Annotated in this window: 10 protein-coding genes, 1 pseudogene and 1 riboswitch; of the genes and pseudogenes, 10 read left to right on the top strand and 1 reads right to left on the bottom strand. The window is 74.7% G+C overall.

The window, feature by feature from the left end:
- The first annotated feature begins 322 nt into the window (after positions 1 to 322).
- The 3 genes and pseudogenes from ACMA1D_RS29020 to ACMA1D_RS29010 form a co-directional block, all read left to right on the top strand.
- Positions 323 to 1,063: an HNH endonuclease family protein gene (locus ACMA1D_RS29020; protein ID WP_414726965.1), complete on the top strand. Its 741-nt coding sequence runs from the start codon at positions 323 to 325 to the stop codon at positions 1,061 to 1,063.
- Positions 1,064 to 1,361: 298 nt separating this feature from the next.
- Positions 1,362 to 2,018: a SurA N-terminal domain-containing protein gene (locus ACMA1D_RS29015; protein WP_414726964.1), complete on the top strand. Its 657-nt coding sequence runs from the start codon at positions 1,362 to 1,364 to the stop codon at positions 2,016 to 2,018.
- A pseudogene (locus ACMA1D_RS29010) lies at positions 2,019 to 3,071 on the top strand (nucleoside triphosphate pyrophosphohydrolase); the annotation flags it as partial.
- Between the two features lie 291 nt (positions 3,072 to 3,362).
- On the opposite strand, the gene ACMA1D_RS29005 reads toward ACMA1D_RS29010, so the two are convergent.
- Entirely contained in the window at positions 3,363 to 4,694 is a 1,332-nt protein-coding gene (locus ACMA1D_RS29005) for an MFS transporter (RefSeq protein WP_414726963.1), read from the bottom strand.
- A gap of 395 nt (positions 4,695 to 5,089) precedes the next feature.
- Here ACMA1D_RS29005 and ACMA1D_RS29000 point away from each other — a divergent pair, with 395 nt between their 5' ends.
- The 7 genes from ACMA1D_RS29000 to ACMA1D_RS28970 all read left to right on the top strand — a co-directional run.
- Positions 5,090 to 5,530: a DUF6479 family protein gene (locus tag ACMA1D_RS29000; protein ID WP_414726962.1), complete on the top strand. Its 441-nt coding sequence runs from the start codon at positions 5,090 to 5,092 to the stop codon at positions 5,528 to 5,530.
- Positions 5,531 to 5,738: 208 nt separating this feature from the next.
- Positions 5,739 to 7,061 carry a cytochrome P450 family protein gene (locus ACMA1D_RS28995; RefSeq protein WP_414726961.1) on the top strand — a complete coding sequence of 441 codons (1,323 nt, stop codon included), beginning with the start codon at positions 5,739 to 5,741 and terminating at the stop codon, positions 7,059 to 7,061.
- A gap of 565 nt (positions 7,062 to 7,626) precedes the next feature.
- The gene (locus tag ACMA1D_RS28990) at positions 7,627 to 8,868 is read left to right on the top strand and encodes a transglycosylase family protein (RefSeq protein ID WP_414726960.1); all 1,242 of its coding nucleotides are present in this window, start codon (positions 7,627 to 7,629) and stop codon (positions 8,866 to 8,868) included.
- A gap of 276 nt (positions 8,869 to 9,144) precedes the next feature.
- Positions 9,145 to 9,310: riboswitch (cyclic di-AMP (ydaO/yuaA leader) on the top strand.
- A gap of 2 nt (positions 9,311 to 9,312) precedes the next feature.
- The gene (locus ACMA1D_RS28985; protein WP_414726959.1) at positions 9,313 to 10,074 is read left to right on the top strand and encodes a transglycosylase family protein; all 762 of its coding nucleotides are present in this window, start codon (positions 9,313 to 9,315) and stop codon (positions 10,072 to 10,074) included.
- A gap of 716 nt (positions 10,075 to 10,790) precedes the next feature.
- Positions 10,791 to 12,077: a phosphopyruvate hydratase gene (eno, locus tag ACMA1D_RS28980; RefSeq protein ID WP_414726958.1), complete on the top strand. Its 1,287-nt coding sequence runs from the start codon at positions 10,791 to 10,793 to the stop codon at positions 12,075 to 12,077.
- Positions 12,078 to 12,320: 243 nt separating this feature from the next.
- Positions 12,321 to 12,806, top strand: a complete 486-nt coding sequence (locus tag ACMA1D_RS28975) for an FtsB family cell division protein (protein ID WP_414726957.1) — start codon at positions 12,321 to 12,323, stop codon at positions 12,804 to 12,806.
- A gap of 127 nt (positions 12,807 to 12,933) precedes the next feature.
- Positions 12,934 to 13,463 (top strand): DUF501 domain-containing protein (locus tag ACMA1D_RS28970; RefSeq protein ID WP_414726956.1); only part of this gene is annotated, 530 nt, incomplete at its 3' end.

Here is a 13,463-nt window from a genome sequence, read left to right as displayed (position 1 = left end):
GCGGGCGGGGCGGCAGGTGTGGCGGCACGGGGCCGGACGGGGCCGGGCCGTTGCGCTGCCGCCGACATTGTCCGGTGCCGTGCGGCGCCGTGTGCACCGCGCCCCGCGCTCGCGGGCCCGCCCGTGGCGACGCCGTGCGCCGCGGCTGCGACCTGCCCCCGCCGCAAAGATACGTGAATCGGACCCGCCCTCCGTAGCTGGTGCGCCCGGCTCCGTACCGGGCCCGAGGCCGTGTGCCGCGGGCCACGCCCCGGCCCGTACCGTGGTGCCGCCCCCGGCCCCCGGCACTTCCCGCCCACGCCCGACGAACGGACGACTCCCCGTGATACGCGCCCGCCGCACCGCCATCCCCGCCGCAGCCATCGCCGCGCTCATCGCCCTCACCGGCTGTTCGCCCGACGAGGACGGGTCGGGCGAGGGGGCGGGCGGCGCGAAGGGCAGCGCGGGCCCCACCGCGACCGCGGCGCCCGGTAGCGCGCTCGGCTCGCTGGACGGGCTGACCGTCAAGGGCCGCGCACCGCGCACCGGCTACGAGCGCAGCCAGTTCGGCCGGGCCTGGATCGACACCGACCGCAACGGCTGCGGCACCCGGGACGACATCCTGGGGCGCGACCTGAAGGACGTCAGGTTCCGGGGCGACTCGTGCGTGGTGGTCTCCGGCACCCTGGCGGGCGACCCGTACACCGGGACGGACGTCGCCTACCGGCGGGGCCGCAGCAAGGTGGACATCGACCACGTCGTCGCGCTCTCGGACGCCTGGCAGAAGGGCGCCGCCGACTGGCCGCGCGGCAAGCGCATCGCCTTCGCCAACGACCCGCTCAACCTGATCGCCGTGCAGGCGGCGGCCAACCGCCGCAAGAGCGACGGCGACGCGGCGACCTGGCTGCCGGCGAACGCGTCCTACCGCTGCCCGTACGTCGCCCGCCAGGTGGCGGTGAAGCGCAAGTACGGGGTGTGGGTCACCCGCGCCGAGCAGCAGGCGATGGCCCGGGTGCTGCGCGGCTGCCCGAAGACGGCGCTGCCGGTCGTCGGCGACGCGCCCACGGAGGCGCCGGGTCGGTGAGCGGGGCGGGCTGAGCGGGGCGGGGCCGCGGGGGGCGTGCGGGGGTGGTGCCGGTGGGGCGTGCGGGTCGGTCGGGGTGGGGCCGGCGGGGCCGGGCGGGCGGGCGGTTCGGGAGTGATCCGTCCGTGAATTCGCCCGTACGTCCGGTCGCGCATCCGAACTGGACACGAATCGTTGGTCGAACCAGTGGCTACCGCCGCTTCGACTCCTTACCATCGATCAACGCTAGGTCGATGCGCTCGCCCCTGGAGGGGGTTCCGCCCGCCCTCCTTGGTCATGAACCTTGCCGGGAGGCTCCATGCTGCGTTTCCCCAGAAGCCGCAGGACTGCCACGCGCCGCAGGACCGCGCTCACCGTCTCCGCCGTCGCCCTGCTCGGTGCCACGCCGCTGCTCACCGCGTGCGGCAACGACGCGCACCCGGGCGCCGCGGCCGTGATCGACGGCGATCGGATCACCGTCTCACAGCTCCAGTCGCAGGTCAGGGACGTACGGGAGGCCCAGCGCGACTCGCCGCAGGCCGACCAGCTCATCCAGAGCTCGGGCAAGCTCGGCCACGAGACGCTGATCCGGATGATCCAGGCCAAGGTGGTCGAGCGGGCCGCCGCCGACCAGGGCATCAGCGTCACCCGGCGCGACGTGCAGCAGGAGGTCAAGCGGGCCCGCAGCCAGCCGGGCGGCGCGGAAGAACTGCGCTCGGTCTTCCTGCGCCAGGGGATCGCGCCCGGCCAGATCGAGGACACCTTCCGGGTCGAGCTGCTGCGGGTCAGGCTGATCGACCAACTCGGCGAGGCGCAGGCGATGGAGGCCCTGCGCGCCACCTCGGCCGACCTGGACATCGACGTGAACCCGCGGTACGGCGCCTGGGACAACCAGCAGGGCATGGCGCTGCTGGTCAAGGAGCCGTGGATCAAGGAGACCCAGCCGGAGACCCAGCAGGAGAACCGCCCGGCGTAGGTGGGTTACGTTCGAGGGGTGAACGCATCCCACCACCAGGCCGACCCCGGCACCGGCCGCATAGTCCTGCTGACCACCACGCACCGGGTCGCGCCGGGACTGCTGTCCTGGCCCGCGTGGCAGACGCTGCGCGCGGCCGACCGGGTGCTGTGCGCCGACGCCGACCACCCCCAACTCCCGTACCTGCGGGACGCGGGGGTCGCCGTCGAGGTCACCGCGGCCGACGCCGGTGAACTGGTCGCGTACTGCGCGGCCGACCGGCCCGAAGCGGCCGGGCCCGCCGGTGCGGATGGTGGGGCGGCCGGCCCCGTGGGCCGCACCGTGGTGGTGCTCACCTCGGCCACCGGCGAGTCCGCCCTCACCAACGAGCTGGCCAGGCTCGCCGGATCGGGCCGGCACGCCGTGCCCGACCTGGAGCTGCTGCCGGGCTCGTACGACCTGCCCGGGGCCCGGCTGCTTGACCTGGTGCAGGTCATGGACGAGATCCGGGTCTCCTGCCCGTGGAGCGCCGAGCGCACGCACCGGAGCCTGGCCAAGTACGGCCTTGAGGAGGCGTACGAACTGGTCGAGGCCATCGAGGCGGGGGACCGCGCGGAGCTGCGCGAGGAGCTCGGGGACGTCCTGCTCCAGGTCGTCTTCCACGCGCGGATCGCACAGGAGGACGCGGACGAGCCGTTCGGCATCGACGACGTCGCGGCCGGCATCGTCGACAAGCTCATCCGCCGACACCCGCACGTCTTCGGCGACGCGACGGCGCAGACCCCGGACGAGGTCAAGGCGCACTGGCTGCGGACGAAGGCGGCCGAGAAGCGCCGCGCCTCGGTCACCGACGGCGTCCCGTTGGACCAGCCGGCGCTGGCGCTGGCCGCCAAGCTCGTCTCCCGGGCCCGCACCGCCGACCTCCCGGTGGCGCTGCCGGAGGGCCCCGGCATCGGCTACGAACTCCTCGCGCTCGCGGCCCGCGCCGAGGCGGACGGCATCGACCCGGAGACGGCGCTGCGGGCCGCCGCCCGCAGCTACCGGGACGCGATCCGCGCGGCGGAACCGGCCGCGGCGCAGTCGAGCGCGGCCGAGCCGAGCGAGGCGGCCACGGCCACGGGCGCCGCTGCGGACTCCGCGGATGCCGGAAACACCGGAAACACCGGAAACACCGGAAACACCGGGAACGCTGGGAACGCCGGGAACTCTGCCACGGGCGAGTCGGACCAGCCCGACCAGCCCCGCTAGCCCGCCCGACTCGACGGGTCGGACCGGCCCGGCCGGCCCGGCGGGTCGGACCGGCCCGGCGGGTCGGACCGGCCCGGGCTGCCCGACCGACCCGGGCTGTCCGGACCGCCCTGACCGCTAGCCCCGCCGCGTCGCTTCACCGGACGGCCGCGGCTCGTGCGGCCGTCCGCCCGCGGCCCGCGGCGCTGCCAGGCACAGCGCACCGGCCGCCAGCGCGGCGCCGGCGGCGCAGGTCGCTGGCCAGCCGCCGGCGGCCCACACGGCCGAGGTCAGCGCGGAACCCACCGCTCCGCCCACGAAGTAGCTGGTCATATAGGCGGAGTTGAGGCGGTTGCGGGCCTCGGGGCGTACCGCGTACACCAGGTTCTGGTTGCTGATGTGGACGCCCTGCACGGCGAGGTCGAGCACCAGCACGCCGACGAGGAGCGCGGCCACGCCCCAGCCGCCGCCCCCGCCGGCGGCGGCCAGCGGGCCCCAGGAGAGCAGGAGCAGCAGCGTGCCGATGCGGCTGACCCGGGGCGCCAGGCCGCGGTCGGCCAGCCGCCCGCTGACGCCCGCCGCCAGCGAACCGGCCGCCCCCGCGAGCCCCAGCAGCCCGATCGCCGAGTCGGACCAGCCGTACTCCGCCCCGGACAGCAGGAACGCCATCGACGTCCACAGCACGCTGAACGAGCCGAACGTCAGCGCCCCGATCGCCGACCGGCGCCGCACCACCGACTCCTGCCGCAGCAGGGCGGCCGTGGAGCGCAGCAGCGCCGGGTAGCGCAGGTCGGTCGTCGGGCGCAGCGCCGGCAGGCAGATCCACAGCAGCACCGCGAGGAGCGCCATCAGCGCCGCGTTGACCCAGTACACGGTGCGCCAGCCGCCCAGGTCGGCCAGCAGCCCGGCGGCCGTACGGGCCAGCAGGATGCCGAGCACCAGGCCCGACATGACGGTGCCGACGGTACGGCCGCGCTCGTGCGGGGCGGCGAGGGTGGCCGCGTACGCCACCACGATCTGGGCCGCCACGGAGACGAAGCCGGTCAGCGCGGTGCCCAGGAGCAGCAGCGCGCCGCCATCGGCGGTGGCGGTCACGGTGAGGAAGAGCGCGGTGGCCGCGGTGAGGCCGACCGCGAGCCGGCGCCGCTCGACGAGGTCGCCCAGCGGGACCAGCAGCACCAGGCCGAGCCCGTACCCGACCTGCGCGACGGTGACCACCAGGGCGGTGAGCGAGGAGCCGATGCCCAGGTCGTCGCCGATGGTGTCGAGCAGCGGCTGCGCGAAGTAGTTGCCCGCGACGGACAGGCCGGCCGCGACCGACATCAACAGCAGCAGCCCGCGCCCGATCCCCGCCTCGGTACGGTCCGCGGCCCAGCCCTCCGGTATCGGCCCGCCCGGCGGCGTGGCCGCATCGGGCGCCGATCGCCGCGCACCGTCGTCGTGCACGTCGTGCATGTTCTCCTCCGCCATCCTCGCTGCGGGTACCCGCACCCCGGCGCCCGCCGCCCGGCGTCCGCCACCGGCCGGTACGGGGCGTCCCCGACCGGCCAGCGATGAGTGCAACACATCAGGTCCATGCCATCCATCCCGCGGCGCCGCGGGACCGTCCGCCTGCTCCGCCCCGTCCGCCTCCGCCATCCGGCACCGCGCCCGTGGCCCGGGCCCGGCACGCGGCGTGCAGCCCGTACGAGCCCATCGCGGGACGCAGGAGAAGAAGAGGAAGAGAGAGGAAGAGAGATAGAGAGGAAGAGGGCGGGGGCGAGGTCGGGGCGAGGGGGCGGGGGTGGGGTGGAGGAGCTAGTGGGGGCTCGGGGTGGGGTGGGATCGGGCGGACTGAGCCCGGACAACGTGGGTACTCGACGCGCATGAACATCCAGGGCATGGCACCCACCGGCGGTTCGGCCTCCGAAGCGGTCGTCGAGCTCGCCGTGAAACGCGACTATCTGGTCGGCATCGCCCCCCTCGTGGCCGGGGTCGTCGTTGCCGCCGTATTGATCCTGGCCGTGGGGTACGGACTCCGCCGCCGGGACCGGGAACCGCCGCCCCCGCAGGAGCCGCAGCCGCGCTCCGGGGCCTGGGAAACGGAGGAGGAACACCGCACCGGTCACGTCCCACCGGACCACGGCCCGGGGCACCAGGAGGGCGAGGCGGTCGGCTACATCAGGCAGTACCGCGAGCCGGACGAGGTGCCCCGGCGCGACGAGCGGCACCGGATGATGCCGTACGACTTCAAGGACTTCGGCAACGAGGGCACCAGACCGGCCCGCGAGGGTGAAGCGGCCGGCCGCCGGCGGCACCGGGGGTAGCCCCGGGGGCGGGGCTACGCGGGCGGGGCGCTCGGGCGAGTAGCGTTTGCGGGTGCCCGAAGAGAACGTCCCCGCGTGCCCGCACCACCCCGCCACCGCGGATGGCCCCGCACCTGCCGCGTCCGACGCGGATGGCCCTGTGCCTGCCGCGTCGGGCGCGGCTGGCACTGCGCCCGCTGCGCCCGACGCGTCCGGTGCGCAAGGCCCCGTGCCCGCCGCGGAAACCCCCGCACCCGAAGGGGGAGCCCCCGCACCCCCACCCCTCTTCACCTGGCAGTTCGCCAGCGACCCGTACCCCGCCTACGCCTGGCTGCGGGAACACGCCCCGGTGTACCGGACCACGCTGCCGAGCGGCGTGGAGGCGTGGCTGGTGACCCGGTACGCGGACGCCAAGCGGGTGCTCGCGGACCCGCGGCTGTCGAAGAACCCGCTGCGGCACAGCGCGGCGGCGCACGCCAGGGGTCGGGTCGGCATCCCGGGGGAGCGCAGCGCCGATCTGATGACGCACCTGCTCAACATCGACCCGCCGGACCACACCCGGCTGCGCCGGCTGGTCTCCGCGGCGTTCACGCCGCGCCGGGCCGCCGAGTTCGCGCCCCGGGTGCAGGAGTTGACCGACGGACTGATCGACGCGTTCTGCGCGCGCGGCAGCGCGGACCTGATCCACGAGTTCGCCTTCCCGCTGCCCATCTACGCCATCTGCGACATGCTCGGCGTCCCACCGGAGGACCAGGACGACTTCCGGGACTGGGCCGGCATGATGATCCGGCACGGCGGCGGCCCGCGCGGCGGGGTGGCCCGCTCGGTCAAGAAGATCCGTACGTACCTGGCCGACCTGATCCACCGCAAGCGCGAGAACCTCGGCGACGACCTGATCTCCGGACTGATCCGGGCCAGCGACCACGGCGAGCACCTGACCGAGAACGAGGCCGCGGCCATGTGCTTCGTGCTGCTGTTCGCCGGGTTCGAGACGACCATCAACCTGATCGGCAACGGGACGCTCGCGCTGCTCCGCAACCCGGGGGAGCGGGCCAGGTTGCAGGGCGCCCTGGCCGCCGGGGACGAGGCGATGTTGCACAGCGGCGTGGAGGAGTTGCTGCGGTACGACGGGCCGGTCGAGCTCGCCACCTGGCGGTTCGCCACCGAGCCGCTGACCATCGACGGGCAGCACGTCGCCGCGGGCGAGCCGGTGCTCGTGGTGCTGGCGGCTGCCGACCGCGACCCGGAGCGGTTCGCCGACCCGGACCGGCTCGACCTGACCCGCCGCGACAACCAGCACCTGGGGTACGGGCACGGCATCCACTACTGCGTGGGCGCCCCGCTCGCCCGGATCGAGGCCAGGACCGCGATCGGCACCCTGCTGACCCGGCTGCCCGATCTGCACCTGGCGGTCGACCCCGACGAACTGCGCTGGCGCGGCGGCCTCATCATGCGCGGCCTGCGCACCCTGCCGGTCGCCTTCACACCGACCGCTCCGATCGCTCCGACCGCGCCGGCCGCACCGATCACTCCGACCGCACCGACTCAGTGACCGCAGCGGGCCGCAGCTCCCGCCCATCGACCGCGGCGGGCCGCTGGCCCCCACGGTCCGACCGCGAGCAGCCGTCGCCCCACCGGCCCCACCACCGCCACCCCGCAGCTCAGAAATCGCCCGATCCCGCCCGTACCGCCCCTCTCCGCCGCCCCCTGGCGCGCCGTCACCCCACGGTGCGTAGCTCGGCTACGTCCGATGCCGGATGTGCCGTCTCCGCGGCCGGGTGGGGAAGTCACGGCGGGCGGTGCCCGGGGCGACGGCCGTTCGGCGTGCTGGGGCGCGCGGCGGGGGCGGTGTCCCCGCTTCCGGATGGCCGCGCGCCCCGTCCGTGACCTCGTACGCGCCCTGGTGACGGAGCGTCCGGAGCGGGCTCGGCGCCGGCCGGCCGCGGGGCGCGCCGGCGGCTGTGCTAGGGCGCCGGGAAAACGGGCCGCGCGAGCCGTGACTGACGGGGCGTCATATGTGTGATCGGTGCGTGACCTCCGCTACATCAGCTTGTGACGGTCCGGCGGCGGCAGTATTTTCGACCGTCAAAATCTGCCGCCACACGAGAGGCACCCGTATGCGATCCGGCAACGGCAAACATCGTCGCCCCCGTCAGGCCCCGGCCATCGTCGTCGCAGCGGGGGTGACCGGCGCCGGAATCGCCCTTCCGCTGCTCGGCGCCACCGGTGCCGGCGCCGCCGACGCGCAGACCTGGGACCGGGTCGCGGACTGCGAGAGCGGCGGCGTCTGGAGCGCCAACGAGGGCAACGGGAAGTACGGCGGCCTCGGCCTCAGCCTGGACGCCTGGCAGCTCTACGGCGGCACCGACCACGCGCCCCGCCCCGACCTGGCCAGCCGCGCCCAGCAGATAGCCATCGCCGAGGACATCCTGGCCGACCGCGGTCCGGTGGCCTGGAGCGGCTGCGCGAAGACCGTCGGCCTCGCCGAGGACGGCAAGGTCCCCGACGTCAACCCGGGCGACACCTCCGAGCGCAGCCGCCCCCAGCGCGGCGACGACGGCACGCTGCCGGCGCCCGGGCCCACCTCCAGACCCGGCGGGGCGGCGGACGGCGAGCACAAGTCCGACGACGAGCCGGCGAAGACGGACCGCGACCGGGGCGAGAAGGCCGGGGGTGACGCCCGCGACGGCGCGGACCGGGGCGCCGGCCGCGACGCCGACCGGGACGCGGACGCCAAGACCCCGGCCGGCGAGGCGCGCGACGGCGCGGACGGCGACGACACCGACCGCGCGGCGGACACCGACCGTGCCGATGGTTCGACCACGGACCGCGCGCAGTCGCCCGAGCGCGGCGACAGCGGCGACAAGGCCGGCGACAAGGCCGGCGGCGGGGCGGACGGCGAGTCGACCGGCAAGGCGGACGGCGAGGCCGGCGACGGCGCCGAGCGGGACGCGGATCGGGCCGGAAGCGGCCGACATGCCGGCGGCAGCGGCGACCCGGCGGAGACCGGCGCGGGGGCCGGCGCGGACGCCGGCGCGGGCACCGGCAAGCACCGCGGCGAACCGAGCCCCGAGTCCGGCGCGGACGCGGACCGTGGCGAGGGCGCGACGGAGCGTCCCGGGGGCCGCCACGCCGACCGCAGCGAGCGCGGGCGCGACGGGGTCAAGGGCGCGGACGGCGTCACGCAGGGTGAGCACGAGGTGCGTTCCGGCGACACGTTGTCGGCGATCGCCGAGCGCCATGCGACCCCGGGCGGCTGGCCGGCGCTCTACGTGGCAAATGAAAAGGTCGTGGGCGCCGATCCGGACCTGATCTTGCCTGGTCAAAAGCTTGACCTTGGGGTGAAAGCGGAACGCTGACGGGCCGCCGGGCGGGGCAATTGATGGTGATGTGCCCCGTTTGGCGAAAGTGAGACATGGGTCTCTTTGGCTTCCCGGCGTGTCTCGCTTGCCCAATCTGTAGCCATGCTGTCTGACCTGCGGGGATGTGATTTTCTTGCGGGTAAACCCCACTGACTTTCCAGGGATGTAGGGGTTTGAGCACTCCGGGGATCTGTGATTACGGTCTTCATCGCTCGCCACCGCGAGCGCCACTGGTCGTCACGCCGAATCCTGCCGGCGGCCGGGGGGAAGCCGACGCGTCAAGCGCCGAAGGCAGGAGCGGGGGAACCACAGGTAAGTGCCGAACGGTCCGGGGTACGAGGGGGCTGAACGGCTAGGGGTGAAGCTGCGGGAGACCGCGGCCGGGCAACTCACAGTCCGAACCCGACAGCTCACCTCGTAGGCGTCGGTGAGGAAACCAACATGCTGATTTCCAAGGGCAAGCACCGTCGTCCGTCCAAGGCCACCCGGATAGCCACGCTCGCCGGCGTGACCGGTGCGGCCGTCGCCGTGCCGCTGATGGGCGCCGCCAACGCCAACGCGGCCACCACCTCGCAGTGGGACCAGGTCGCCCAGTGCGAGTCCACCGGCAACTGGTCGATCAACACCGGCAACGGCTACTACGGCGGCCTCCAGTTCTCCGCCTCCACCTGGGCCGCGTACGGCGGCACCGCGTACGCCCCGACCGCCAACCTGGCGTCCAAGGCGCAGCAGATCCAGATCGCCGAGAAGGTCCTCGCCAGCCAGGGCAAGGGCGCCTGGCCGCACTGCGGCGTCAACCTGACCCAGGGCGGCTACACCGCGCCCAAGCAGCAGGCCCCCAAGCAGCAGGCGCCGAAGCAGCACACCGCGCCCCAGCAGCAGGCCGCCCCGCAGCAGGCCGCGCCGAAGGCCGCCCCCAAGCACGCCGCGCCGCGCACCACCCAGGAGCAGGCCCCGAGCCGCAGCGCCGAGCGCTACGTGCCGCGCCACGCCGCCCCGCAGCAGGCCGCGCCGCAGCACACCGCCCCGAAGACCATCAAGAAGGGCGACGGCGAGTACAAGGTCGAGTCCGGCGACACGCTCGCCAAGATCGCTGAGGCCGAGGGCGTCAAGGGCGGCTGGGCCAAGCTGTACGACCTGAACGACGACATCATCACCGATGCCGACCTGATCTACCCGGGCCAGCAGCTCCACCTGAGCTGACCCACCACCCCGACCCCGGCCGGCTCCGCCCAGGGCCGGCCGCGGGCCGGGTGCCGTACCCCAGCGCCGCACGGCGCCGCAGACCGCCCCGCCACGGTGCGCCTTCCCCCGAGCGCATCGCGGCGGGGCTCCGCGTTGGCCCCGGCCCCACGCCGTCCACGGCCCCCCGCCGCCCCGGCCCGCAACCCGCGCCCCACCGCGCCCGCCCGCCGCGCGGCCCGTATGAGCCGGTCCGTACGAGCCCAGTCCGTACGAATCGGCCGGTACGAGCCCCAGGCCCGTACGCCCCACGGCCCCCGCGAGCCACAGCGGCCGTACGACTAGGCCCCGGCCCCCCCCACGGCGCAGCCCCCGCGTCCGGCCGCCGGCCGGCGCCCCACAGCGCCACCACCCGCTCCACAGCCCCCACGCCCCCCACACCCAGCCGCCGCACGGGACCCCGTCCCCGCCTGGACGTCGAATGGACGCGAGGCGTACGCGGCGGCGACGGCGTACCGTCGCCCACGGGGCGTAGGCATGCCGCGAGCGCCCTTTGTGCCCGCCCCGGCCAGCGCCGCCCGGGGAGCCGCGCCACCGATTCGGGTGTGCCGTTCGCCCAGCGATCTGCGTTTTTGTCCGCGCTGTCGTCTCGTCGGACGGGCGCGCGGCGAGCCGGGGCACCGGGGCCGGTTAGGCTCATGACGCAGAAGCTCAGACCCACACGAAGGAGACCGCTCGTGCCGTCTATCGACGTCGTCGTAGCCCGCGAGATCCTCGATTCGCGAGGCAACCCCACGGTCGAGGTCGAGGTCGGCCTCGACGACGGCAGCACCGGCCGTGCTGCCGTGCCGTCCGGCGCCTCGACCGGCCAGTTCGAGGCCCTTGAGCTGCGGGACGGCGACAAGGCCCGCTACGGCGGCAAGGGTGTGGAGAAGGCCGTGCTCGCGGTCATCGAGCAGATCGGCCCGGAGCTGGTCGGCTACGACGCCACCGAGCAGCGGCTGATCGACCAGGCCATGTTCGACCTGGACGCCACGCCCGACAAGTCCTCGCTCGGCGCCAACGCCATCCTGGGCGTCTCGCTGGCCGTCGCGCACGCCGCTTCCGAGGCGTCCGACCTGCCGCTCTTCCGCTACCTCGGCGGCCCGAACGCGCACCTGCTGCCGGTGCCGATGATGAACATCCTGAACGGCGGCTCGCACGCCGACTCCAACGTGGACATCCAGGAGTTCATGATCGCGCCCGTCGGCGCCGAGTCCTTCTCCGAGGCGCTGCGCTGGGGCGCCGAGGTCTACCACACGCTCAAGGGCGTCCTGAAGGAGCGCGGCCTGTCCACCGGCCTCGGCGACGAGGGCGGCTTCGCGCCGAACCTGGACTCCAACCGCGAGGCGCTCGACCTGATCGTCGAGGCCATCAAGAAGGCCGGCTACACCCCCGGCCAGGACATCGCGCTCGCGCTCGACGTCGCCGCCTCCGAGTTCTACGAGGACGGCTCGTACGCGTTCGAGGGCAAGCCCCGCAGCGCGGCCGAGATGACCGCGTACTACGCCGAGCTGGTCGCCTCCTACCCGCTGGTCTCCATCGAGGACCCGCTGAACGAGGAGGACTGGGACGGCTGGAAGACCCTCACCGACGAGCTCGGCGACAAGGTCCAGATCGTCGGCGACGACCTGTTCGTCACCAACCCGGAGCGGCTGGCCCGCGGCATCGAGTCCGGCACCGCCAACGCCCTGCTGGTCAAGGTCAACCAGATCGGCTCGCTGACCGAGACCCTGGACGCGGTCGAGCTGGCCCAGCGCAACGGCTTCAAGTGCATGATGTCGCACCGCTCCGGCGAGACCGAGGACGTCACCATCGCCGATCTGGCCGTCGCCACCAACTGCGGCCAGATCAAGACCGGCGCCCCGGCCCGCTCCGAGCGCGTGGCCAAGTACAACCAGCTCCTGCGCATCGAGGAGATCCTGGACGACGCGGCCGTCTACGCGGGCCGCAGCGCCTTCCCGCGGTTCCGCTTCGAGGGCTGACCCCGGCGCCGGGCCGGCCGCCCGCCCGGGCCCGTTCCCGGGTAGGCGTCGCGCCCGCCCCGGTCCCGCCGCGCCGTCCGCACCGCGACAGCGCGGCGAGCCCGCCGCTTTTCCGTCCGTCCCCGGCCCCGGTCCCGTACCGTGGCCGGGGACGTACGTGTGTGCTGGCGGGCCCGCGCACCGGCCGCTGGGCGCGTACGCCGCCCGGACGCCGGAAACCCGGCTGACCACGGACGACGACGGATGAAGGGGAGTGACGTGCCCGCGGACCGGTTCTCCACCGCGACCCGGCTCAGGGTGCTCGGCGAAAACGCCGCCGCCCGCGTCTACCGGGCCCGCACCAGGGCCAGGCGACCCCGCCGCGGCCGGCTCACCGGCCGCGCCGCGCTCCTCGCGCTCGTCGTCTGCTCACTGGTGGTGGCGCTCGCGTACCCGATACGGCAGTTCGTCTCGCAGCGCTCCGACATCGCCGACCAGCGCCGGCAGGCCGAGCAGACCCGCGAGGACGTCGAGCGGCTGCGCGACCGCAAGGCCCGCCTGGAGGACCCCGCCTACATCGAGCGGCTGGCGCGCGAGCACCTGCACTACCTGCGCCCCGGCGAGACGGGGTACAGCATGCTGGGGCCTGACGCCGAGGAGGCCGAGCGCTCGGCCGACGACCGCGGCGGCGACCAGCCCTGGTACGGCAACCTGTGGGACGAGGTCGACACGGCCGACAGCCACCGCTAGCCGGGCCGCGACCGGCCCCCGCGCCGGCCGGCCGCGCCCCACCCCGCACGCTCACCCCGTACGTCCACCGCGCCCGCACCGACCGGCGCCGCGCCCGACGAACCGAAGAGAACGAGAACCTTCCCGCATGGAAACGCCCCCGCCGCAGACCGCCCCCGCCGCCCCGACCGACGCGGACATCGCCGCCGTCGGTGACCAACTCGGCCGGGTCCCGCGCGGCCTGCGCCAGGTCGCCCACCGCTGCCCGTGCGGCAACCCGGACGTCGTCGAGACCGCGCCCCGTCTGCCGGACGGCACGCCGTTCCCGACGACCTACTACCTGACCTGCCCGCGCGCCGCCTCCGCCATCGGCACCCTGGAGGCCAACGGCGTGATGAAGGAGATGACGGCGCGGCTGGCGAGCGACCCGGAACTGGCCGCGGCCTACCGCGCCGCCCACGAGGACTACATCGCCCGCCGCGACGCGATCGAGGTGCTCCAGGGCTTCCCGAGCGCCGGCGGAATGCCCGACCGGGTCAAGTGCCTGCACGTCCTGGTCGGCCACTCGCTGGCCGCCGGCCCCGGCGTCAACCCGCTCGGCGACGAGGCGATCGCCCTGCTGCCGGAGTGGTGGCGCAAGGGCCCGTGCGTGGCGCCGTGTGGGACGGCCGCCGGGCC

Source organism: Streptomyces sp. 796.1 (assembly GCF_047525675.1).
Lineage (GTDB): Bacteria > Actinomycetota > Actinomycetes > Streptomycetales > Streptomycetaceae > Streptomyces.
Note: the sequence above shows the minus strand (reverse complement) of the source record. Positions and strands in the feature narration are given on the sequence as shown.

Excerpts from the sequence above, each read along its gene's own strand:
- ACMA1D_RS29015 (WP_414726964.1), top strand. The coding sequence starts at position 1,362 with ATGCTGCGTTTCCCCAGAAGCCGCAGGACTGCCACGCGCCGCAGGACC.
- ACMA1D_RS29005 (WP_414726963.1), bottom strand. The coding sequence starts at position 4,694 with ATGGCGGAGGAGAACATGCACGACGTGCACGACGACGGTGCGCGGCGA.
- ACMA1D_RS29000 (WP_414726962.1), top strand. The coding sequence starts at position 5,090 with ATGAACATCCAGGGCATGGCACCCACCGGCGGTTCGGCCTCCGAAGCG.
- ACMA1D_RS28990 (WP_414726960.1), top strand. The coding sequence starts at position 7,627 with ATGCGATCCGGCAACGGCAAACATCGTCGCCCCCGTCAGGCCCCGGCC.
- ACMA1D_RS28985 (WP_414726959.1), top strand. The coding sequence starts at position 9,313 with ATGCTGATTTCCAAGGGCAAGCACCGTCGTCCGTCCAAGGCCACCCGG.
- ACMA1D_RS28975 (WP_414726957.1), top strand. The coding sequence starts at position 12,321 with ATGAAGGGGAGTGACGTGCCCGCGGACCGGTTCTCCACCGCGACCCGG.